Raw genomic sequence first — 22,839 nt, forward strand, 5'->3', positions numbered from 1 at the left:
TTCCGCGATGCTTGTGACCGCCTTGACGGCTGCCTTGTTCCTGTCGGGATGCATTGCCGATCGCACTGGACAGGGATCCACGACGCCGGTCCCCACCCCGACCGCTGCCCTGCAGACGGCCCCCGACAGCAATGCTCCGCTCGAAACGACCCAGGCCTCCAACAAGATCCCCGTGTACTGGATCGGGCGCAGCGACACGGACACCTTCCTGTACCGCGAATTCCGTGACAACCCAGGCAACGAGAACCCCATCACCACGGCGCTGCGGATCATGATGTCCCAGAAGCCTCTGGATCACGATTTCTTCACTCCCTGGCAGAACCCTGGCAGCCTGGCGACCTCGATTTCCGGTAAGAACGTGGTCACGGTCGATGTTTCCCGCGACGCGTTCAACTCCAATCTCGATGCCGGGATGGCACAGCGGGCGGTCCAGGAACTCGTCTATACCGCTACCGCTGCGGCCGCAAGTTCGGGCCTGATCGATTCAGGACAGCAGATCAAGGTGACCATCCTGGTTGACGGGCACACGGACTACATGGCATTCGGCCAGGTCAAACTCGGCGATCCGATGGTCCGCGACGCCTCCATGGTGGCGCCGGTGTGGATCATCGACCCGCAGGAGGACCTGACCTTGCCTTCCGGTCCGGTCAAGTTCAACGGCCGAAGCACGGACCCCTCGAAGAAGCTGCATTGGCAAATCCTTCGCGAGAACTCAAACGGCGACAAGTCCTCGTACCTCGCCGGGCAGGTCACTGCCTCGACCGTTCCGGGACAGGGTGGAACCTTCAGCTTCACAGTGGGGCTCGGAGCGGGCCGATACGAATTGCGGGTCTCCTTGATGGGACCCAACGACGCGGACATCGCGACTGATACCCGTACTTTCACCGTTCGCTGAGGACGTCCGCTGATCTAGGACGTGCTGCGGGCTACCAGCGCCCCAGGATGTCACTGGCGAGCACGACGGCGGCAGGACCCGCCGTCGACGAGCGAAGCACGTGGTGGCCCAAGAGCGCGGTGACGGCGCCGACATCGCTGAGCTTCGTCACTTCGCGCGGTGAAATGCCGCCCTCCGGGCCGACAATGAGCAGCACTTCCCGCCCAGCCCCGGCATCGGCGTCGGAAACCCCGCCGTGCCACTTCTCCAGGACCTCCCGTAGCGGACGTTTCGCGTCCTCGTGCAGGATGATCGCCAGATCGGCGGCGGCAACGGCCGCAGCCAGGCCGGAGCCGTCGACGGCGGCACGCACCTCGGGAATCCACGCGCGCCGCGCCTGCTTGGCGGCTGCCGTGGCGACAGATTGCCATTTCGCGTGGGCTTTTGCCGCCCGGTCACCCTTCCAGCGCACGATGGAACGTTCCGCCTGCCAGGGCACGACGGCGTCGATCCCGAGTTCCGTAGCCGTTTCGACGGCGAGCTCGTCCCGGTCGCCCTTCGCGAGGGCCTGGACCAACACGAGCCGTACGGCTGGCTGGTGTTCCTCCTGGACGGCGGAGGCAACGACCGTCAGGGTTCCCTGCCCGGATTCGGCCACCGTGCCCGTGAGCCGTTTGCCGGCACCGTCGGCGATATCGACGGCTTCGCCGATTTCCAGGCGCTTGACGGTGACAGCATGCCTGGCTTCGGCGCCGTCAAGCATGAAAGAGTCGCCAGGGCCGAGCCCGTCAAGCGATCCGGCAGCTGTGAAGAATACGGGGTTGCTCACCGCTACAGGTTACCGAGCTTGTCCCGCAGCTTCGCGAACATACCTCCACTGGCCACAAGCTTGCCTTCGGTGAACTGCTCCCCGCGCAACTTGGCCAGTTGGCGAAGCAGGTCTTCCTGTGCGGCGTCGAGCTTGCCGGGCGTCTCAACGTGCAGATGCACCTTGAGGTCTCCCCTGCCGTAGCCGCGGAGATGGGTGACGCCCAGCCCGCGCAGGGTGATGACTTCGCCGGACTGCGTGCCGGACTTGACGTCGATTTCCTGGGGACCGTCGAAAGTCTCAAGCTGGAGCTCGGTACCCAGTGCCGCGGCGGTCATGGGGACGCTCAGCGTGGCGTGGAGGTCGTCGCCTTCCCGGATGTAGGTGGAATCGCTGTTGACCCGGATCTCCACGTAGAGGTCGCCGGGAGGCCCGCCTGCGGGGCCTGCTTCGCCTTGCGACGACAGCTGGATGCGGGTCCCGGTAGCGACGCCGCCAGGCACCTTGACGGTCAGCGAACGGCGGCTACGGATGCGGCCCTGGCCGTTGCACTCATTGCAAGGATCCTTGATGATCGAGCCGAAACCTTCGCACGATCCACACGGCGCGGCGGTCATGACCTGGCCGAGGATCGAGCGCACGGCCCGCTGGACCTGGCCCGAGCCGCCACAGATGTCGCAGCGTTCCGGGTGGGTGCCCGGTCGGCAGCATGAGCCTTCGCACGTGGGACAGATGACTGCAGTGTCCACTTCGAGCTTTTTGTTGACACCGAAGACGGCTTCGCGCAAGTCGATGCGGACACTGATCAAGGCGTCCTGCCCGCGGCGCATGCGTGATGCTGGGCCTTGCATGCCGCCACCTCCTCCGCCGAAGAAGGTGTCGAAGATGTCCTGGAAGGCGAATCCCTGGCCCGCGTAGCCGCCGCCGAAACCGTTGTCGGTCCCGTTCTCATTGCCGGTGGCGTCGTAGACGCGGCGCTTCTGTGGGTCGGAGAGGACCTCGTAAGCGTGGGTCACCGCCTTGAATTCCTCTGCAGCGCCGGCCCCGGGGTTCACATCGGGGTGCAGCTTACGTGCGAGTTTGCGGTAGGCCTTCTTGATCTCCTCGCCGGTTGCTTCCGGCGAGACGCCCAGAACGTCATAGTGACTGCTCAAAGTCGGTATCTCTTCCTTGTTTACGGTTCCACTGCGTTTCTTGCGGGGCGGTTTCCAGCCGAGGCCGTCAGCCGCCCAGAATGCGGGAAAGGTAGCGTGCGACGGCACGGACGGCCGCCATGGTGTTGGGATAGTCCATGCGGGTGGGTCCAAGAATGCCGATCTTGGCACTGCTGCCCGGACCGTAGCCCGTGGCAACCACCGAAGCCTCGGAGAGGCCGTCGTAGGGGTTTTCGCGGCCGATGCTCACCGTGACGCCCCGGGGGTCTTCCGCCATGTCGGACAAAAGCCGCAACATGACCACCTGTTCCTCAAGCGCTTCGAGGACCGGACCGATGCTCAGCGGGAAGTCCACGTTGGAGCGGGCCAGGTTTGCCGTGCCTGCCATGACCATGCGTTCGTCGCGGCTCCGCTCGGCAAGCCTTTCCAGGCCGTGGGCAAGGGCGCCGGCAAGGTTCCGAAGCCCCGGCGGGCACAGGGCAACCACCGATGGCAGCACTTGCGGCATGAGGTCGAGCTGGGAGCCGGCGATGCTTCCAAGGAATCGCGCCCGCAAGGCCATGAGTTCGTCGTCGGTGGTGTCCGTCGCTGCGTGCACAACGCCCTGTTCCACCTTGCCCGAATCGGCGATCAACACCACCAGGACCTGGCGCGGTGCCAAAAGGACAAACTCAATGTGCCGGACGCGCGCGCGGCTCAGGTGCGGATACTGCACGACGGCGACCTGGTTGGTCAGTTGCGAGAGGAGCCGGACGGTGCGCTCAAGGATGTCCTCGACGTCGTCAGGTCCCTCAAGCAAGGAGTGGATGGCCCGGCGCTCGGCGGCCGAAAGTGGTTTGACCTCGGAAATACGGTCGACGAACAGGCGATAACCCTTGTCCGTGGGAATGCGGCCGGCGCTCGTGTGCGGTGCGGCAATGAGGCCTTCTTCTTCCAAGAGGGCCATGTCATTGCGGATGGTTGCGCTCGACACTCCCAGATGGTGCCGTTCGACCAAGGCTTTGGAACCGACCGGCTCGCGGGAGTGAACGTAGTCCTCCACGATGGCGCGTAACACTTCAAGCTTGCGTGGTTCGCTCACTGCCCACCTCCAATCAACATTTCAACAGTTAGCACTCAACATGCCCAAGTGCTAACAAGTCTAGTATGAGCCACCTCGTTGTTAGCATTGGTACCGCTCGCGGCGAACATGATTCCCGCGCGGTCCTGCGCAATGCCACGGACCGTGACCGATCCCCTAGCGCAAAGTGGTGTGAAGACCGTGTCTTACGACAATTGGGGCCCGCAAGACCTCTCCTCGCCTGCCAAACGGCAACTGCCTGAGGTTCCTGTTGAACGCGGAATGGTTCTCGAAGACGTCCAGTCCGGCTGGGTCGGGGCCGTGACCAGGGTGGAGAAGTCCGGAGGCATGCACATTGTGGTGCTGGAGGATCGGCGGGGAAAAGCCAAGTCGTTCCGGCTTGGCTTCGGATTCCTGCTAGAGGGACAAGCCGTGAAGCTCCTGCCGCCTGCCCCACGCCCGGCCGCCGCCAAGGGGGCGGCGCCAGCAGGCAGGACAGCATCAGGATCCGTCCGAGTCGCCGGCCAGCGGGCCCAAGTCGCCAAGGCGAGCCGGATATGGGTGGAAGGTAAGCACGACGCCGAACTTGTGGAAAAGGTGTGGGGAGATGATCTCCGGGTGGAGGGTATCGTCGTCGAGCCGTTGCATGGCGTGGACGATCTCAAGGCGGCAATAGCCGCATTCTCCCCTGGCCCGGGCCGCCGTCTCGGGATCCTTGTGGACCACTTGGTCCCGGATTCGAAGGAGTCGTGGATTGCTGCCGACGCCATGACGCTGCCGGGCGCTGCAGGAAACGTCTTGATCGTGGGACACCCCTACGTGGACGTCTGGCAGGCAATCCGGCCCAAGGTGTTGGGGATCGAGCAATGGCCGACCATCGCGCGGGGCACGGATTGGAAGACCGGGATCCTGAAGGCGTTCGGCTGGCCGCATGAAACGGCCGAGGACATCGGACTGGGTTGGCAGAAGCTGCTGGGCGCCGTCCACAGCTACGCCGATTTGGAGGCGTCTCTGCTGGGTCGCGTGGAGGAAGTGATCGATTTCCTGACCGTTCCGTGATGAATTACCTGCGTAGGGGACAGCAGTTGGTCGGCTGACTGCGTGCCAAGCAAGTATTCTGGGACAGCAACACTGCACCGATAGACACTCGAAGGAAGAAACTGTGGCAGACAACGCTCCTGACGATCGGGACGGCACCTCGGGCCAGTCCCAGTACCACGGCGTTCCTGCCAACGCGCTGCCCTTGACCGCCTCGGAAGACCGGCAGTGGGCAACCCTGGCGCACTTTGGAGGAATCCTCGGCTGCGTGCCTTCGCTCCTGATCTACCTGATCTTCCGCGAGCGTGGCCCGTTCACGGCCCAGGAATCCAAGGAAGCGCTCAACTTCACTTTGCCTCCGACGATTGCCGCCGTGCTCGCAAACATCCTGGTCCTGCTCCCGGTGGTGGGAAACCTGTTCGCGGTTTTGGCCACGGCGATTTGGGTCGCAGTGACCTGCTTCTCGGTGTCGGCCGGAATCCGCGTCAACCACGGTCAGCCGCACCGCTACCGCTTCAACCTGCGCTGGATCAAGTAGCCGGTCCTCGCGGCGGATGCCTATGTAGCCTCCCGCTCCGGGCGCTGACGCTTGCCGCTAGTCCGGAAGGATCCGGCGGACCACGGCATCGGCGAGTAGCCGGCCCTTGAGGGTCAGGACCAGCCGTCCCTGGAAGGCCGCTGCGGGTTCAACCAGGCCGTCGGCAATGAGGCCTGCAACGGCGTGGCGGCCCACCTTGTCGAGCGCGTCGACTTGAAGCCCGGTGCCGAGGCGCGCCTCCAGCATGATGCGTTCCACTTCCCGGGTTCCGGCGTCGAGCGTTTCCCGTCCAGCGGCCGGCGAGGCCCCGCTACCGAGCCTGTTGGCATAGGCGGTGGGGTGCTTGACGTTCCACCAGCGGACGCCGCCCATGTGGGAATGCGCACCGGGTCCGATGCCCCACCAGTCGTCTCCCCGCCAGTAGGCAAGGTTGTGTTTGCACGCCTGTTCGGGTGTACGGGACCAATTGCTGACCTCGTACCAGTCCAGACCGGCGGCGCTGATCAGCTGATCGGCGAGTTCGTACTTCGCGGCGTGGTCGTCGTCGTCGATCCCGGGAACCTCGCCGCGCCGGATCTGTGCCGCCAGCTTGGTGCCTTCTTCCACAATCAGCGCGTAGGCGCTGATGTGGTCCGGACTGTAGGACAAGGCAGTCTCCAGGGAGATCTGCCAATCAGCCATCGACTCGCCGGGAGTGCCGTAGATGAGGTCGAGGCTCACGGCAAGACCGGCGTCGCGCGCCCATTGGACCACCAAGGGGACGCGGCTGGGTGTGTGCGTACGGTCCAGGACCTTGAGCACGTGAGGGACTGCCGACTGCATGCCGAAGGAAATCCGCGTAAAGCCGGCATCCGCGAGCAGCTGGAGGGACTCCGGCGTCACGGAGTCGGGATTCGCTTCAGTGGTGACTTCGGCTCCGGCTTCCAGTCCCCAGTGCCCGACGGCGGCCGTCAGGATGCGTGCGAGATCTTCAGCAGGCAGGAGGGTCGGCGTGCCGCCGCCGAAGAACACCGTGCTCAGGGGCCGCTGCGGCAGCCCGGAGGCTTCCATGGCCCGGACGGCGAACTCCACTTCCGAAATGGCAGTGGACGCGTAGGCGTCCTGGGAGGCGCCGCCGCCAAGCTCAGTGGCGGTGTAGGTGTTGAAATCGCAGTATCCGCAACGCACGGCACAGAAAGGTATGTGGACGTACAGTCCAAACTTGCGCGAATCGACACCGTCGAGCACCTGCGGAGGCAAGATGCCGTCCGCAGGTGCAGGATCCCCGAGGGGAAGAACGCTAGGCACGGAACTCCCTCCGGGGCCGTTCTGTGCCCGCCTGTACCGCAGTGTTCCGGGCGGACAGCCGCATTACTTCTTGGCCTTGTCCTTGGATTCGTCGGTGGTCAGCGCTGCGATGAATGCTTCCTGTGGAACTTCCACGCGGCCCACCATCTTCATGCGCTTCTTGCCTTCCTTCTGCTTTTCCAGAAGTTTGCGCTTACGGGTGATGTCACCGCCGTAGCACTTGGCAAGGACGTCCTTGCGGATGGCGCGGATACTCTCGCGGGCGATGATCCGGGAGCCGATGGCGGCCTGGATGGGGACCTCGAACTGCTGGCGGGGAATGAGCTCGCGCAGCTTGCCTGTCATCATGACGCCGTAGGCGTAGGCCTTGTCCCGGTGGGTGATAGCGCTGAAAGCGTCAACCTGCTCACCCTGGAGCATGATGTCCACCTTGACCAGGTCGGCAACCTGCTCGCCGTCGGCCTTCCAGTCCAGCGATCCATAGCCGCGGGTCTTGGACTTGAGGATGTCGAAGAAGTCGAAGACGATCTCGGCCAGCGGCAGGCGATACCGGATTTCCACCCGGTCTTCCGAGAGGTAGTCCATGCCGCCCATGACCCCGCGGCGGCTCTGGCACAGCTCCATGATGGCGCCCACAAACTCATTGGGAGCCAGGATGGTGGCAGACACCATTGGTTCGCGCACCTCGGCGATTTTGCCCGTGGGGTATTCGCTGGGGTTGGTGACGTGCAGGACGCGTTTGTCCTCAAGCGTGACCTCGTACTCAACGTTGGGAGCGGTGGAGATGAGGTCGAGGTTGTATTCTCGCTCGAGGCGTTCACGGGTGATTTCCAAGTGCAGCAGGCCCAGGAAGCCCACGCGGAAACCGAAGCCCAGGGCGGCGGACGTCTCCGGCTCGTAGACGAGCGCGGCGTCGTTGAGCATCAGCTTCTCGAGGGCATCCCGCAGAACGGGATAGTCCGTGCCGTCCAAGGGGTACAAGCCGGAGAAGACCATGGGCTTGGCATCGGCGTAACCGGCCAGGGATTCCGAAGCGGGCTTGGCCAGGTTGGTCACGGTGTCGCCGACCTTCGACTGGCGGACGTCCTTCACGCCGGTGATCAGGTAGCCTACCTCGCCGACGCCCAGCCCTTTGGAGGGAGTGGGTTCCGGAGAGCTGACACCGATTTCCAGGAGCTCGTGGGTGGCGCGGGTGGACATCATCTGGATCCGCTCGCGTGGGTGCAGCATGCCGTCCACGACACGGACGTAGGTGACCACACCGCGGTAGGTGTCATACACGGAGTCGAAGATCATGGCGCGGGCCGGAGCGTCCGGGTCGCCGACAGGGGCTGGAAGATCGCGGACGATCTTGTCCAGGAGGGCCTCCACGCCGACGCCGGTCTTGCCGGACACGCGCAGCACGTCCTCGGGATCGCCGCCGATCAGGTTGGCGAGTTCCGCGGCATACTTTTCGGGCTGGGCGGCCGGGAGGTCGATCTTGTTGAGCACCGGAATGATGGTGAGGTTGTTTTCCATCGCCAGGTAGAGGTTGGCCAAGGTCTGGGCCTCGATGCCCTGGGCGGCATCCACCAAGAGGACCGCGCCTTCACAGGCCGCAAGGGAACGGGAAACCTCATAGGTGAAGTCAACGTGGCCGGGGGTATCGATCATGTTCAGGGCGTAGCTGGTGCCGTCGAGTTCCCAAGGCATGCGCACAGCCTGGGACTTGATGGTGATGCCACGTTCGCGTTCGATATCCATGCGGTCCAGATACTGGGCCTTCATGTCGCGGGACTTAACGACGCCGGTGTACTGCAACATGCGGTCGGCCAGGGTGGATTTACCGTGGTCGATGTGGGCGATGATGCAGAAGTTCCGGATGATGGCCGGATCTGTCGCGGCGGGCACCGGTGCGGTGCGGGCCATGGGAGACACGCAGGGTCCTTACTGTCGATACTCACACGGCCGGACTCCGGACTGGTCTGGACCATTCCGGCCGAAGCCGCATATCTGAACTAATAGTCTCCCATGAACATGACGCGGCTTGTGCACTGTGATCGGGCGCCGTCGCAATGTGGGAGACGTATGTGCACGACTTGTGTGCGAGGCGTTTTGTGCGACCCGGCACGGCAAGGGAAAGTACGGTAGTTCCATTGCACCCGATACACATTTGCTTGGCAGACTACTCAGAGGCTCCCTGGGCTACCTCCGACGGATCATCGGATCCCCGGCTGGCACACCCCCTCACCGGTCCCCGAAGGCCGGGGCCCCGGCGAAGGCGGGCCAAGCCCGGAGCGCAAGCACCGGCGTCGGGCAGCTCTCCCGCCCCTACCCGGGCGACTTCCGCGGCGCCGTGGCTCCGCGGTACTCCCCCGATCCGGACGGCAAACCGGACCCCGGAGAGATCGTGTGGTCCTGGGTTCCGTACGAAGAGGATTATTCCCAAGGCAAGGATCGCCCGGTCCTGTTGATCGGTCACGACGGGGCGTGGCTGCTCGGGCTGATGCTGACCAGCAAAGACCACGACAACGGCCGCCGTTCAGATGACTACGTCGACATCGGAACTGGTTCCTGGGACCCCCAAGGCCGGCCCAGCGAGGTCAAGGTAGACCGGGTGGTTCGCATCAATCCGGCGGACGTCCGGCGCGAGGGTGCTGTCCTCGACAAGCGCGCTTTCCAAGTTGTGGCGCGTCGGCTCAACGGGCAACACGATTCGGCGTAGACCCGAAATCCCCGGAAAAGGGCCGAGTCTGATAATATTTATGGCTGTGTGTCCGTGCAGGTCGACGGCCACTCATGGTTGGCTGCCATAGGCATCCCCACGCCGCTCAGTCGATGGCCAACCTGAAAACCCTCTAGACCATTTTCCGCATTAAAAAGAGAGTTCACACACGTGGCTAATATCAAGTCCCAGAAGAAGCGCATCCTCACCAACGAGAAGGCTCGCCTGCGTAACAACGCCGTCAAGTCTGAGCTGAAGACGGCCATCCGCGCCGTTGCCACCGCCGTTGAGTCCACGGACAAGGATGCCGCTGCAAAGGCTCTTGTTGCTGCTAGCCGTAAGCTGGATAAGGCTGTCAGCAAGGGCGTTATTCACAAGAACAACGCTGCAAACCGCAAGTCGGCGATCTCCAAAAAGGTCAACGCACTCTAAGGTTTATCCAGTTCGACTGAGCTGAACGTGAGGCCGGCACCCATTTGGGTGCCGGCCTCGCGTCTTTAAGATTCGAGGCACGCCGGCGGACGGGCGGGGCTTACTGACGACGCGGAAAATGCCTATCGACCCAGGTATTCGGGCGTCGCCAAGCATTGCGCGTAGCGCCCGACAGTCTGGGTGTCGCGCGGACCTAGCGTCCGCGGGCCGAGGTGGCAATGACGGTGACAGCGTGCTCCACCGCGTACACAGGATCCCGCGAGAGGCCCTTCACTTGGGCGTCCGCTTCAGCCGTGACCTGGATGGAACGGATCAGGCCTTCGGGAGTCCAACGGCGAACGTCGCGTTGGGCCTGTTCCACGAGCCATGGCTGCATGCCAAGCTGCTTGGCGATCTGTGCCGACGATCCCTGGGCGCCGGCTACCTTGGCCAGGGTGCGGAGCTTCGCGGCGAGGGCGGCTACCAGTGGCACCGGGTCAACCCCGGTGGCGAGGGCATGCCTGAGGCTGGACAGCGCTTGCGGCCCGTTGCCGGCCATGGCGGCGTCAGCAACCTTGAATGCCGTGGCTTCCACGCGGCCACCGTAGTAGCGTTCGACGGTGGCTGCGTCCACCGTGGTGGTGGCGTCCGCGATGAGCTGGTTGCATGCCGCAGCGAGTTCGGAGAGGCTGGCTCCGACTGCATTGACGAGGGCTTGGACGGCTTCCGCTTCGATGCGGCGGCCGCCTGCCTTGAATTCCGAGACGACGAATGCTGTTTTCTCGGCGTCCTTTTTCAAGGGTTGGCAGTCCACCACCGGCCATCCGGAGGACTTGATGGCGTCCAGGAGTTTCTTTCCGCGCACCCCGCCACCGTGGCGAAGGACCAACACGACGTCGTTCTCCGGGTGGGCTACGTATTTCAAGGCATCGGCAAGGAAGGCATCGGTCATGGACTCGAGGCCCTCGATCTCGATGAGTTTTGCCTCATCGAACAGTGACGGCGTGACCGCCATTGCGAGGGAACCGGACTCGTAGCTTCCGGCATTGAGCTTGCTGTTTTCCACTTCCGGCGCTGCGGCACGCACTTGCGATCGGATCCGATCCATGGCCCGGATTCCGAGGTATTCCTCAGGGCCGGTGATGAGCACTACCGCGGATGGGGTAACGTCCCGCCAGCTGGCGGTGTTCGCCGCGGAAGTTTTAGCCTTGGAGACCTGGGCAGCAGCCAATGTTGCTTCCTTCCAGAAGGGTTTTGCAGAATTCCAGTCTCCCACGTTCAGCGGGTCCATCGGCGACGAAGAGACGACTCCCCTGCGGCTATGAGGAGCACCAAGCGGCCGTGCAACCACAGTACGGCGGAGACCACCCGCGTCGGATGCAAGACCAGCCACACAAGCAGGACTGTCCCAACAGACCAGAGACTCATGGTGGCGATTCCAGCGGGACCTTCCGGCCACGGCAAGGACGCTCCGGGAAGCCCGGCGAAGAACCTGGCGATTGCCGCCACCATTCCCGCGCTGGCCCCGGCAACGGCTATCGGAACAATTGCAAGCCAGGGAAGCAGCGGGACAAGGGGGACAGCAATGGTTCCCAGGATCGTCACGGGTGCGACAAACGGAGCAACTGCGATATTCGTCAGCAATGAGTAGCTGGAGAACTGCGGTTGCAAGGCTACGATGACCGGGCTGCACAGAAGCTGCGCCGCCAAGGGGACAGCGACGGCGGACGCTAGCCAGGAAGGTACCCAAGACGGAGCCCAGGAAGCGATAGGCCGTGCCAACAGGACAATTCCCAGGGTAGCGAGGACGGACAAGAGGAACCCCACACTCGTACCAAGTGAGGGATCCAGGGTGAGCAGCCCAGTGACCGCGAGGCACAGAAAGCCCAGGCTCCTGCCCTGCCGGCCGCTACTTAGCGCTGTGAGGCCGATAGCACCCATGACCGCTGCCCTCAGGACGCTTGCGTCCGGCCCCACCATCATGACAAAGGCCGCCAGGCCACCAAGGGCCACGATTGCCGCGACTCCCCTGGCAAGCCTAAAGCTCCTTGCCAGTAGCACCAGGCCGCCAAGAATGAGGCTGCAATTTGCGCCGCTCATTGTTGAGTTAGGAGGTGGGTCTCCTTGGAGCAGCGTTTTCGCTGGTCAACGGCGTCTTCGTGCTATCCATTGATGGAACTGGCGTGACAATCAAACCCATCTTCCGTTCGTGAGCGGACGGCGATCAGTACTTTGCGGACCCCATTCTATAGGAATCGACTGACCTACGTTGAAGCAGGAGGTGGGTCCTATTTGGCTCCAGAGCCCTGCCCTGATGAGGCCCTGCCGCGGGCGCGAACCCGGCGGCCGAGTCTCGTCTATGTCCACAAGATGGCCAGATGGCCCGAGTAGAGCCGAAGAAAGTACCCAGCCGTTGAGATATAGAACGCGGATTCAGTGGGCGAAACGACCAACCTGACAAGAAGAGCATCGTCTCGCAAAGGCCGGAGCGTGGTCGGTCAAAACGATCCTCAGGGGTCTGCGGCATTCAATGGCATAACTTGACGCTGACATAAAGGGGCCTGTCCGAGTTGGGACAGGCCCCTTTGCCGGACGCCGAGCCTGACCCTGTATTCTGCCGAGTGAGCTGGAAGCAACCGTGGCAAAGCACACGCCACTCGAAGCGTCCGTCAAAGACCGCAGGAGGCGGCGGATCTGCCGGTCCGTATCCACTCCAATTATCAGGAAGGCCCCGCAAGGTGAGTAGCGAAACGCCTCGCAGCATCCTGGCCCTCGGGAGAGGGGAGGGCGAAGTAATCACGTCCAACCCTGACGGGCCGGCGCACGGGAGGACATGCAACCCAGACGGATTCGCGTTGTTCCATCCTGGCCCGTTCATTTGGGCAGACATTGCCGACAAAAGGGGTCCGTCCAATGCGGAGTGACACCAAGCGTAACCGGAGGGAACTGGTGGAAGCCGCGGGCGCACTTTTTGCGTCCAAACGCGGGCCCATCAACATGGCGGATATCGCAAAGCATGCCAACATATCTACAGCGACGGCCTACCGGCATTTTGCGTCAGTTGATGACGTGCTTGCCGAATTCAACTACAGCGTGGGGCACAAGCTGCTGGTCTACAGCCTTGAACAGACCTCCAGCGGTCTTACACTTCTCGAAGCTGTCAGCGCGCAGTGGGTCGCACTTGTCCTCAAACACGGCCGAGGCATGCCCTACTCCCGTTCGGGCGAGGGGTACATCGCACGCCTTCGTCAGGCGACCTTCTATCTCACGGTCCAGGCAGAGGCGTTGGCGCGACCACTGAGTGAGGCATGCACGGAACTCGATATTGAAGCCTCGGGTGAAGAAGCAATGTTCCTGTGGAATCTGTTCTTTGATCCCCGCGAAATTGTAGATCTCGTTGACACCGCAGGCTTCAGCCAGCAGCAGACCACTAGCCGGCTCCTCGCAGCACTGCGGGGAGCACTTGTTGGCTGGACTGGGTCATCTGTAGTTGGGGACGTGACCAGCACCGAAGCCACACCAACATCTCGAGACAACACCGGGAAGGCTGACTTTGTCTGCATGCCGAGGCCGGTGGCCCCAGCTCGATCCGGACAGTAGACAGGCTCTCGAGAATTCCTCCAGCTCCTCAATGATCTGGATGAGGTACGCGGAGAGAAGCTCATCCAAATAGAAGTAGCGGTAGGTACTCGTAACCGCCACTTCCGCCCTGGTTGCAACGCTCTGCAGGGATAGCGGCTCGGGGTTCTCCCTGACCTGTTGGGCGACAGCTCCGAAGCAGCTGCTGCTTGTTTCGTCGGGTATCGCTACGCGCCTGTTAGCCCTTCAAACTGAGAAATTTTAGCTTTCGGGCGCACAGCTCGATCGGTTGCCGTCATCCAACTGCCTCCGATCCGCAGGCCGTCCCTTGCTATATCCCCCGGGTTTTTCTTGAAAGAAGTGAGATGTGAACTACGCACTTGTGACCGTCTATCACCCAATTAGGAATAGCTTAGCAATTGACAATGCTTTCGCTACTGGCCCGCGGTGCTGGCTTTGGGCGGCCCATCTTGATCCGTGCGGTGGCAGCAGCGACCGCCTAAACCTGGCCCGCGGTGCTACCCGCGATGGGACCGACATATTGACGTCGCCCAGTGGCGCATGCCACACTCGGGATCGGTAACTTATTCCCATTTGGGCTCTAGTTCTCAATAATTCTTGTTCCGAAAATGCTGAAGGCCTTAGGGCCCAGCCCACCCCCCTTTGGATAACACCTATGGCTAAACCAGTCGTCTCCGGCAGCGCCGCCGACGTCGAACGCGCAGTGATCCGCAAGATCACGTTACGTCTCATACCCGTTCTCATCCTGGGCTACTTTGTGGCCTACATCGACCGTGTCAACATTGGCATGGTCAAGCAGGAGATGTCTGTCGACATCGGCCTAACTGACGTCGCCTTCGGCTTGGCGAGCGGTCTCATCTTCATCGGTTTGATCTTTTTCGAGATCCCAAGTAATAAACTGGCCCACAAATTCGGCCCAAGACGCTGGATTGCACGAATCATGGCATCTTGGGGTGTCGTCGTGATGGCAGGATCCCTGATTCAAATTCCAGAACACCTGTATGTCATGAGGGTGGTGCTGGGCATTGCCGAGGCCGGCATGGCACCGGCCGTCTTTCTTTATTTGGCACAGTGGTTCCCTCGCCAGTACAGAGCCCGTGCCCTCAGCGCTTTTTACCTCTCCGTGCCCATCGCAATGGCGCTCGGGAGCCCTCTGACCGGATGGTTGCTCGAAGCGACTCATGACCTCATCGGGTTGGAAGGCTGGAGGTGGGTCTTCCTTATCGAAGGTTTTGCCGCCGTTATCGTGGCCCCGATCATCCTTCGGCGACTTGCGGACCGCCCGGCCGACGCCAAGTGGCTTTCTTCGGACGAGCAGCGCTGGTTGAACGAGGCTTTGTCACCCCACAAGGCAAGCGACTCTACAGCCCCACACTCCTTCCGCCAGTCACTTGTAGACAGAAAAGTCTGGCTCTACTCCGTGACCTACCTATTCCTGGGCTTTGGTGCCACGGCGCTGGTGTATTGGATGCCCAGCATCGTGTCCGACGCGACGAAAGGGGTGGGCCCGCTGCAGGTCGGGCTTGTCTCGGCGGTTCCCTTCGTATGCGCCGCAGCCGGCATCTATCTGACAGGGCGGTGGGCAAGCCGCAGACCGGGTAGCCTCCGCAACATCCTGATTCCGCTACTCATCTCTGTGCTCGGCTTTGCGGCGGTGTTGGTCTTCAACGGAAACATCGTGATGCAGATAGCCATGATTTCCGTAGCCCTGAGCGGTGCACTCGCAGCCCAGCCACAATTCTGGACGATGCCGACTTCGTACCTCACCGGCGCAGCCGCTGCGGGCGGCATCGCGCTGATCAACAGTGTGAACAACGTCGGCGGCTTTCTGGGCCCATACTCATTCGGTTGGTTTAAGGAAATAGCCAACAACTCAACCGTCCTGCCGTTCATCGTGATTGTTGTTGCCCAAGTTTTTGCAGCCGTCGGGGTTATCGCGGCACACCGCTCGCAGGCCAGGCCTACGCGAGATGGCGGCGGCAACGTCAAGGACGTCGATCCTTCGCTCGAAGCAGTCATCAAATGCCTCCTGCAGCAGTGTGGCGGCGTCCTCCCGGCTGAGGGTTATGGGCTTCTCGCTCCAGACGTGCTTGCCGCTGGCCAGAATCTGCATGGACACTTCGAAGTGGACGGCGGGAATTGTCAGGTTGATGACGATTTCGATGTCATCTGAACTCAGGAGATCCTCCACCGATTGCGCGCGCATTCCGTACGCTTGCGCCTTCTCTGCGGCCCGGCCCAGGTCCAGATCGGCGATGGCTTTCAGTTCAAGGTCTGGAAACTGTCTCATGTTGTCCAGATACATGCCACTGATCATTCCGGCGCCAATGATTCCTACGCCCGCCCGTCCGGTGCTCAACGGTCCACCTCCGAGAGGAACTTGAAGCTCTCTTCTACGGCCGTGAACATGTCACCGGCAAAGTCGTCGAGTTCTGCAATGCGGGCCGCGTTAGGAGCCGCAGCAAGAATGGCAGCCAAGGGCATCTGTCCCTCACCCAGAGCAGTTTGCGACGTCAGATTCGTTGAGTAGAGGCCATCCTTGACATGGAGAAACTTGACCCGGTCACCGAGTCTGCTCAGGAGTGCCGGCGCCGAAACGCCGCCGACTTCTGCCCAGAAGGTGTCTACCTCGAGGACGACGTCTTCGGACACGGCATTCGCAAAAATCTCGAGTCCCGTGGTGCCGTCGATGTCTACGGCGAACTCTTCGTGATGGTTGTGGTATCCGACAGTGACGCCGGATTGCCGCGCTTGGTCGGCCACAGCACTCAGTTGAGCGGCTGCGTCTTCAATGTCTGCCCGACTTGTCCACCGGGAGGCCGCGATACGAGGCTCGATGAGCGTTCTGACACCCAAGCCAACCGCGGCTTGGATGGCAGCCCGGGCCTCGCCTTCGATCAGGCTGGCATGGGCACTGACTGCCCTCAGCCCAGTCTTCTCCAACGCTGATTTGTATGCGTCAAAGTATTCCTCAATCCGGTACAGCTCGACGGCTTCGTAGCCTATCTCTGCAACGCGTTTCAGGGTGCCGCCGAGATCTTCTTTGAGACTGCTTCGCAGCGTATAAAGCTGTACCGCGTGGACGGGACGGGTCATAGTTTCCTCTGTATCTTCAGTTCGGGAGAAGTATCTCCGCACGATAATTTGCACTTGTTCGCCAGTTGCAACGCCCAACTCATTTGCAAGTTTGTCTATAGGGGTTTCCGCAAGAGAGTGACGTTCATTCGTCTTGTTTCCAGCCTGAGTGCGGCTCACAGTCCCAACTCAGTGGGTCGATTCGAGTTCGAAACGCGGACCCTTCTGGTCAAGGTGCCGGGAGGCACCGGGACTTGAGGAGTGCCGTGCCGCTGCAAGTCTGGCCGGTCTGTTTCGAACTGCTTCTTCCCTCGAAAGATGCCTGATTCTCTCGTCCATGTTTGCTAGCCCGGATTCGATGGCGCTGTATCGGCTTCGTAACGGAGGCCAATTTGCCTTCTAATGCTGTCCATGGCCAGCATCACGGCAACGGTTTCACCTGGAGGGAGGATGGTGGCCGCTGCGGATCCGCCGGCCAAGATCAAACGTTCCAGTTCGGCAGCCTGGAACTGCATTCCGCGGCCCCTGACCGGTCTAGAGAAACGCTCCAAGACGCCTTTGTCCGTGGCAAATACCGTGAACGTCGTGGCGTTGTACCAAGTGGACTCGATATCAATCCATCCAGTAGTGCCAATTACTGTGGCGCTATTGGTTCCAGTGGAATCCAGGGAGCAGTCAATTATGGCCTGCTGTCCCTCCGAGTACTCGAAGATGGCCGCGGTCTGGCGGTCTACACCTGCTGGCGTTAGAGATGAACTGGCTCGGATAACTTCAGGAGGCCCGAATATGTCGAAAGCGAACGAGACGGGGTAGATGCCGAGGTCAAGCAGGGCTCCGCCGCCCAGAGAATGGTCGTTCATCCTGTGGGACGGATCTTGGGACGCGTTTTGGTTGTGGCTGGCGATAATCTTCCGGACTTCGCCGATGGTGCCTTCTTGGAGGATCTCCCGGAGTCGGATCATGTGGGGGAGGAAGCGGCTCCACATGGCTTCCAGTGCCACAAAGCCCGTGGCTTTGGCCAGGTCGACGATTTCACGTGCTTCGCGGGCGTTGACAGTGAAGGGCTTCTCGACCAAAACGTGTTTTCCGGCATTCAATGCGAGAAGGGCATGGGCATGGTGGAACGTGTGCGGCGTCGCCACGTAGATGACGTCAACTTCTGGGTCTGCCACCAGCGCTTCATAGCTGTCGTGGGCCGTGGGAATGTTGAATCTTGCGCTGAAAGCCAGGCTTGCTTCCGGCGTTCGGGATCCAACGGCCTGCACAGTGAAACCGTTGGCGATCAGGTCTTTGGTCTGGATACCGGCGATAAGGCCCGTGCCCAGGATTCCCCAACGGAAGTGACCATTCGAGGTGCCTCTGTTCTGAATCATGGGCTAGTCCTAGTGGATAAGACGCGTTGAAAGTGGTCTGGTACATCGAGAAGCCGACATGCGATTCAGCGGTGCGTCATGGAACATGGATGCCTCTCATGACCGCGCCGATTGTAAATCTCATACCAATTGGTAATTTGTTCTTATATTGCCGCAGATGTGGCACACAAGCAAGGCCCAGAGATGACTCCCGTAGCGACGGCCTTCCCCGGATTGCCAAAATTCAATGGCAGCGTTGGGGACCCTGGGGCCGAGTGAAACGAAGCGGAACCGGGTTTCATGTAGTTCGACCTAGCCGGTCGGTCACGTAGGCCGGAAAATCTTAGAGGACTCACACCTCCAAGCAAATGCCCATGCTGGGCGTACAACCACAACCGCACTCCCCCACTGAGGGAACGCGGTTATTGATGTGGCGGGACTACGGACACGTCATCAGCGTCCACGCAGCCGGCTTGTTGCCGTCGAGCAGCGCGTGTGTTGAAATCTGGGGACACAAGAAGTATCCACCGATTTCGCGGTAGCGGCCGGCGGTGATCTCCGCCCGATTAAGCGGCACTGGCGCCCCCTAACGAGCAAGAGTAGCGTCCATAGCAGAAATGGCGCCTCCTGAAGCTGCCCAATTTGCAGGCAGCGGTGTTTCCCAGGCGCCGGTGCGCACTTGAGTCAGTCTCATAAAGGGGACCGGATGGCTGGATGGAATGCTGACACGGCGGCTGGTCCCCTTAGTGCCGGAACAGTCACTTTGGTGGAAGGATCGTCGTTCTGCATTTCTGACCCGAACGGAGATATCCGCCCCGAACATCCGCACGGAGTCTTTTTTCAGGACACTCGGATCCTGTCCCTCTGGATCGTGACCATCAATGGCCAGCCCATTGAGCCACTGGCCGCGGAGACGAAGGAGCCGTATCGGGCCCTGTTTGCCGGCCGGGTGCCTCGTTTGGATGGCCACGCGGACAGTCCGCTGATCGTCGAGCGCCTGCGCGAAGTGGGCGCCGGCATTCAAGAGCAGGTCACTCTTCGCAATTTCTCGAAGGAGCCTGCCGAATGTGTGATCTCCCTGACGGTCGAAGCTGACTTCGCCGATCTTTTCGAAGTCAAGGAGGCACGAATTCAGCGGCGTTGGGACCAAACGAGCCACGTAGACGGCGACACACTGACCATCATGGCTGCCTGGCAGGACGTTCGGAAGGGCATCCTCATCCAAGCACCGGGAGCCGAGGTCACATCGGAGGGCCTAAGCTATCGAGTCACGGTTGCTCCGCATGGCCAGTGGAACTCCGTCGTCACTGCGGTGCCGAGCATGGAGGCGACAAGTCCGCCGCCACCGTCGTTCATTCGCCTAGATGCAGAAGGCATGTCCGCCAGTGACCGCCGCCGACAGGAATGGGTGGCGAAAATTCCCGTGGTCCGCATGGGAAACCGCTCCATTGAACGGACGCTGCGACGGAGCTATGACGACCTCGGTGCCCTTCGCATCGAAGATCCAAACCATCCAGACCGTGTAGTGGTGGCCGCAGGGGCGCCCTGGTTCATGACCCTGTTCGGCCGGGACTCCCTTCTGGCCTCGCACATGGCCGCACCCGTGGATCCCTCCCTGGCCTTGGGTACACTTCAGACGCTGGCGGACCGCCAAGGTACGGTGGTGGACGCGGTGAGCGAGGAGGAACCGGGCAAGATCTTGCATGAAGTAAGGCTCGATGTCTCCAGTGGGCTTTCCCTGGGCGGCAAGTCCGTCTACTACGGAAGCGTCGACGCCACCCCCCTTTTCGTTTGCGTCTTGGGCACAGTTAGCCGGTGGGGTTTCGCCAAGGAAACCATCGCCGCCCTGCTCCCTCACGCGGACCGGGCATTGGACTGGATCCGCGACTACGGAGACAAGGACGGCGACGGGTTCGTCGAGTACAACCGCCTCAACCCTCGGGGGCTCATCAATCAGGGCTGGAAAGACTCCTGGGACGGCATCAACTTCGCCGACGGCACACTGGCCGAGCCCCCAATCGCGCTCTGCGAAGTACAGGCCTACGTTTACCAGGCGCACATGTCCCGCGCATGGATGGCGTACGACGACGGCGACATGGCCTTGGGAGACGAACTCGCCGACCGCGGGGCGAAGTTCAAGAAACGGTTCAACGAGCAGTTCTGGATGCCTGACCGCGGATACTACGCCATCGCCCTGGATGGGAAGAAGCGGCAGGTCGACGCGTGCGCCTCTAATATGGGCCACTGCCTATGGGTCGGTCTCGTGGACGAGGACAAGGCGCCCCTGGTGGCCGAACGGCTGATGTCCTCCGAGATGTTCAGCGGCTGGGGTGTGCGCACCCTCGCCAGCAACATGGGTGCCTATAACCCGGCCAGCTACCACAATGGCTCGGTCTGGCCCCATGACAACGCAATCATCGCCCAAGGACTCATACGCTACGGCTTTGTGGCCGAGGCGCAACGGATCTCTACCGCCCTGCTGGAGGCAGCGGAATTCTCCGATGGCCGATTGCCGGAATTATTCTGTGGTTTCGGCCGTGAGCAATTCAAGGCACCGGTCCCCTACCCAACGGCATGCTCACCGCAAGCCTGGGCGGCCACAGCGCCGATCCTGCTCATAACGAGCCTGATGCAGTATGACGCGCACGTTTCCCTCGGCGGCGTATGGATGGATCCCGCGCTGCCCAAGTCCTACGGCGATCTGCACATCCGCAATGCACCCATGGCAGGCGGCCGAATCACCGTCGATGTGACCAAAAACAAACCGTTAATCCGAGGACTGCCCGAAGGAATAGTCTTTCACCGCGGGCACCGGCCCTCAATGACGGAGCTCGTGGAACAAGTGGGCCGCATTGCTAGGGCTTAATCCGGTGCCCCGTCGGTTCGATACGTGTCGGCAGCACAGCCCTAAGGGCCGCTGAGGAACTGGCTTTCAGGCGTCTTGATCTTGCCCGCTCAGGACCCCTGCTTGTATCCGGCTAGTTGGCGCCGACCTAACACGATGCTCAACCAAGCCATCATCGAACCCTGAATTTCGCGCACGGTGACTGGCTGCGTTCGCCTCTGTTGCCTGTTGGAAAGCGGATTACTAGCGTGACGGGCAACCCAGGCCCCCAGCTGTTTCATTACGTGCCTGCCGTGACAGGCCCAGTTCCTCAAGGAGTTGTTCAATGAAGATCATCGTTCTCGTCAAGCAGGTGCCAGATACGTCCGAGGACAGGTACCTTGATTCTGCAACCGGCCTTCTCGACAGAACCTCAACCGAAGGCGTGATCGACGAAGTCAACGAGCGCGGCCTGGAAGTGGCTCTCCAGTACAAGGATTCCCACAAAGGAACTGAAGTGGTGGCCTTGTCCATGGGGCCACAGGGCGCCAGTCAAGCCCTTCGAAAGGCCTTGTCCATGGGAGCTGACTCCGCCATTCATGTGCTGGACGATGACCTTTCGGGCGCGGATGCCGCATGGTCATCGAGAGCGCTTTCGGCCGCTCTGAAAACGACTGCGTTTGATCTCGTCCTGGCCGGAAACGAGTCGACCGATGGGCGCTCTGGATCGGTTCCAGCCATGGTGGCTGAACGCCTTGCACTTCCTCTTCTCGGTTCGATCAGCGCCGTGGACATTCACGGCGATTCGGTCACAGGTCAGCGTGAGGTTGAATCAGGCACGCTCAGTGTCCGCACTTCCTTGCCTGCAGTTATCACTGTGACTGAGTGTTCACCGGAGGCGCGCTTTCCCAATTTCAAAGGCATATTGACGGCAAAGCGAAAACCCGTGAAGACCTTGTCCCTGGCGGACCTGGACCTGGACCCCGCGGAACGTTCAGCCGCAGCACGCTCAGTGGTCGTTTCGGTTGCAGCGCGCCCGGCCCGTCAGGCAGGCAAGAAGATCATTGACAGTGGTACTGCCGGTGTTGAGCTTGCGGAATACCTTGCCGCCGGCCGACTGCTCTAAAGGAGGATAAGAATGTCAAACGTACTAGTACTTGTTGAGCTTTCCACCGCAGGGAAGATCTCCCAAAATGCCGGTGAATTGCTCGGCTTGGCTTCCACACTGGGCACCCCCGTTGCGGTTCTGGCCACACCCCTTGAAGCAACCGGGATAGCCGCGGAGCTGGGCTCCCTCGGAGCGCAGCACGTTTTCCTTGGCCAAACCGTACCGGAACCGACCCTGCTCCTGACGCCCCAGGTTGAAGCTCTCTGGCAGGCTGTTCAACAGTTCCGGCCCTCCGCTGTGCTGACCTCCAGCTCAATTGACGGTCGCGAAGTAGCCGCACGTCTGGTCGCACGCACCGAAGGCGCCCTCCTTGCCAACGCTGTCGCAGTTCGAGTCGATGGCGAACGGATCCTGGCCACCCATTCAGTCTTCGGCGGCTTGTATTCCGTGGAATCCACTGCTGAAAGGGGGCTGCCCATCATCACAGTGCAGCGCGGGGCCCTGGAAGGCAGGGCCCCTGAAGTGGCTGCTGACGTTACTGTGCAGCACTTGACCCTCAGTGTGGAAGGATCCGCTGTCATCGAAGGATCCACACCCGTCGTCGCCTCGCACCGTCCCGATCTGCGCACGGCTGACAAGGTTGTGTCCGGCGGTCGGGGCCTGGGTTCCAAGGAAAACTTCGCCTTGGTTGAGGAACTCGCCGACGTGCTCGATGCAGCGGTGGGCGCCTCTCGTGCGGCCGTTGACGCCGGCTACGTTGCTCAAAGCTCCCAAGTCGGGCAGACCGGAGTCAGCGTGACCCCGGAACTTTACGTCGCCCTTGGAATCTCCGGGGCGATACAACACAGGGCAGGGATGCAGACGGCAAAAACAATCGTGGCCATCAACTCCGACGAGGACGCACCAATTTTCGATGTGGCTGACTTTGGAATCGTTGGGGACGTCTTTACCGTCGTACCGCAGCTGATGGAGGCCATCCGGTCACGGTCACAAGGGAGAAGCTAGG

20 protein-coding genes and 1 pseudogene are annotated in these 22,839 nt (G+C 61.6%); 10 read left to right on the plus strand and 11 right to left on the minus strand.

From position 1 onward, the window contains the following. The first annotated feature begins 7 nt into the window (after positions 1-7). Complete coding sequence (locus tag AC1DJB_RS12160) at positions 8-895, plus strand: GerMN domain-containing protein (RefSeq protein ID WP_059390012.1); 888 nt, start codon at positions 8-10, stop codon at positions 893-895. 31 nt (positions 896-926) lie between these two features. On the opposite strand, the gene AC1DJB_RS12165 is transcribed toward AC1DJB_RS12160, so the two are convergent. The 3 genes from AC1DJB_RS12165 to hrcA all read right to left on the minus strand — a co-directional run bounded on the left by AC1DJB_RS12165 (position 927) and on the right by hrcA (position 3,917). Further along, positions 927-1,703, minus strand: coding sequence for a 16S rRNA (uracil(1498)-N(3))-methyltransferase (locus AC1DJB_RS12165; RefSeq protein WP_441438134.1), 777 nt, complete (start codon positions 1,701-1,703; stop codon positions 927-929). 2 nt (positions 1,704-1,705) lie between these two features. After that, on the minus strand, positions 1,706-2,836 hold the full coding sequence (gene dnaJ, locus AC1DJB_RS12170) for a molecular chaperone DnaJ (RefSeq protein ID WP_059390014.1): 1,131 nt from the start codon (positions 2,834-2,836) through the stop codon (positions 1,706-1,708). A 67-nt stretch (positions 2,837-2,903) separates the two neighbouring features. Then, positions 2,904-3,917, minus strand: coding sequence for a heat-inducible transcriptional repressor HrcA (gene hrcA, locus AC1DJB_RS12175; protein ID WP_441438133.1), 1,014 nt, complete (start codon positions 3,915-3,917; stop codon positions 2,904-2,906). Between the two features lie 180 nt (positions 3,918-4,097). Between hrcA and AC1DJB_RS12180 the strand changes: the two genes are divergently transcribed. Then, positions 4,098-4,955 carry a DUF3097 family protein gene (locus tag AC1DJB_RS12180; RefSeq protein WP_441438132.1) on the plus strand — a complete coding sequence of 286 codons (858 nt, stop codon included), beginning with the start codon at positions 4,098-4,100 and terminating at the stop codon, positions 4,953-4,955. Between the two features lie 103 nt (positions 4,956-5,058). Continuing rightward, complete coding sequence (locus AC1DJB_RS12185; RefSeq protein ID WP_059390016.1) at positions 5,059-5,472, plus strand: DUF4870 domain-containing protein; 414 nt, start codon at positions 5,059-5,061, stop codon at positions 5,470-5,472. Between the two features lie 57 nt (positions 5,473-5,529). Here AC1DJB_RS12185 and hemW read toward each other — a convergent pair whose 3' ends face one another. Both hemW and lepA read right to left on the minus strand, forming a co-directional pair. Then, positions 5,530-6,759, minus strand: coding sequence for a radical SAM family heme chaperone HemW (hemW, locus tag AC1DJB_RS12190; RefSeq protein ID WP_307053467.1), 1,230 nt, complete (start codon positions 6,757-6,759; stop codon positions 5,530-5,532). A gap of 63 nt (positions 6,760-6,822) precedes the next feature. Then, entirely contained in the window at positions 6,823-8,676 is a 1,854-nt protein-coding gene (lepA, locus tag AC1DJB_RS12195; protein ID WP_284988999.1) for a translation elongation factor 4, read from the minus strand. A 235-nt stretch (positions 8,677-8,911) separates the two neighbouring features. Here lepA and AC1DJB_RS12200 point away from each other — a divergent pair, with 235 nt between their 5' ends. Further along, positions 8,912-9,463, plus strand: coding sequence for a type II toxin-antitoxin system PemK/MazF family toxin (locus AC1DJB_RS12200; protein WP_476910295.1), 552 nt, complete (start codon positions 8,912-8,914; stop codon positions 9,461-9,463). 171 nt (positions 9,464-9,634) lie between these two features. Further along, positions 9,635-9,895, plus strand: coding sequence for a 30S ribosomal protein S20 (gene rpsT, locus AC1DJB_RS12205; protein ID WP_028267110.1), 261 nt, complete (start codon positions 9,635-9,637; stop codon positions 9,893-9,895). Positions 9,896-10,088: 193 nt separating this feature from the next. Here rpsT and holA read toward each other — a convergent pair whose 3' ends face one another. Together holA and AC1DJB_RS12215 are read right to left on the minus strand one after the other, a co-directional pair. After that, entirely contained in the window at positions 10,089-11,105 is a 1,017-nt protein-coding gene (gene holA, locus AC1DJB_RS12210) for a DNA polymerase III subunit delta (RefSeq protein ID WP_306959812.1), read from the minus strand. 47 nt (positions 11,106-11,152) lie between these two features. Next, positions 11,153-11,974: a ComEC/Rec2 family competence protein gene (locus AC1DJB_RS12215; RefSeq protein WP_476910296.1), complete on the minus strand. Its 822-nt coding sequence runs from the start codon at positions 11,972-11,974 to the stop codon at positions 11,153-11,155. A gap of 813 nt (positions 11,975-12,787) precedes the next feature. On the opposite strand from AC1DJB_RS12215, the gene AC1DJB_RS12220 reads away from it, so the two are divergent. Together AC1DJB_RS12220 and AC1DJB_RS12225 are read left to right on the plus strand one after the other, a co-directional pair. Further along, complete coding sequence (locus tag AC1DJB_RS12220) at positions 12,788-13,474, plus strand: TetR/AcrR family transcriptional regulator (protein WP_476910297.1); 687 nt, start codon at positions 12,788-12,790, stop codon at positions 13,472-13,474. Between the two features lie 655 nt (positions 13,475-14,129). After that, positions 14,130-15,647, plus strand: a complete 1,518-nt coding sequence (locus tag AC1DJB_RS12225; protein WP_476910298.1) for an MFS transporter — start codon at positions 14,130-14,132, stop codon at positions 15,645-15,647. Here the strand turns inward: AC1DJB_RS12225 and AC1DJB_RS12230 are convergent. The 4 genes and pseudogenes from AC1DJB_RS12230 to AC1DJB_RS12245 all read right to left on the minus strand — a co-directional run. Beyond that, positions 15,558-15,791, minus strand: a pseudogene (locus AC1DJB_RS12230) (Gfo/Idh/MocA family oxidoreductase); the annotation flags it as partial. The gene AC1DJB_RS12225 and the pseudogene AC1DJB_RS12230 overlap by 90 nt on opposite strands. Before the next feature lie 38 nt (positions 15,792-15,829). After that, positions 15,830-16,570, minus strand: a complete 741-nt coding sequence (locus AC1DJB_RS12235) for a sugar phosphate isomerase/epimerase family protein (RefSeq protein WP_476910299.1) — start codon at positions 16,568-16,570, stop codon at positions 15,830-15,832. A 323-nt stretch (positions 16,571-16,893) separates the two neighbouring features. Further along, complete coding sequence (locus tag AC1DJB_RS12240; protein WP_476910300.1) at positions 16,894-17,922, minus strand: Gfo/Idh/MocA family protein; 1,029 nt, start codon at positions 17,920-17,922, stop codon at positions 16,894-16,896. A 418-nt stretch (positions 17,923-18,340) separates the two neighbouring features. Further along, positions 18,341-18,478: a hypothetical protein gene (locus tag AC1DJB_RS12245; protein ID WP_476910301.1), complete on the minus strand. Its 138-nt coding sequence runs from the start codon at positions 18,476-18,478 to the stop codon at positions 18,341-18,343. A 129-nt stretch (positions 18,479-18,607) separates the two neighbouring features. Here AC1DJB_RS12245 and AC1DJB_RS12250 point away from each other — a divergent pair, with 129 nt between their 5' ends. The 3 genes from AC1DJB_RS12250 (at position 18,608) to AC1DJB_RS12260 (ending at position 22,838) form a co-directional block, all read left to right on the plus strand. Further along, entirely contained in the window at positions 18,608-20,767 is a 2,160-nt protein-coding gene (locus AC1DJB_RS12250) for an amylo-alpha-1,6-glucosidase (protein ID WP_476910302.1), read from the plus strand. Between the two features lie 304 nt (positions 20,768-21,071). Further along, entirely contained in the window at positions 21,072-21,851 is a 780-nt protein-coding gene (locus AC1DJB_RS12255) for an electron transfer flavoprotein subunit beta/FixA family protein (protein WP_476910303.1), read from the plus strand. Between the two features lie 12 nt (positions 21,852-21,863). Beyond that, positions 21,864-22,838 carry an electron transfer flavoprotein subunit alpha/FixB family protein gene (locus AC1DJB_RS12260; protein WP_476910304.1) on the plus strand — a complete coding sequence of 325 codons (975 nt, stop codon included), beginning with the start codon at positions 21,864-21,866 and terminating at the stop codon, positions 22,836-22,838. Position 22,839: the final 1 nt, after the last annotated feature.

Source organism: Arthrobacter sp. 01T428 (assembly GCF_056398685.1).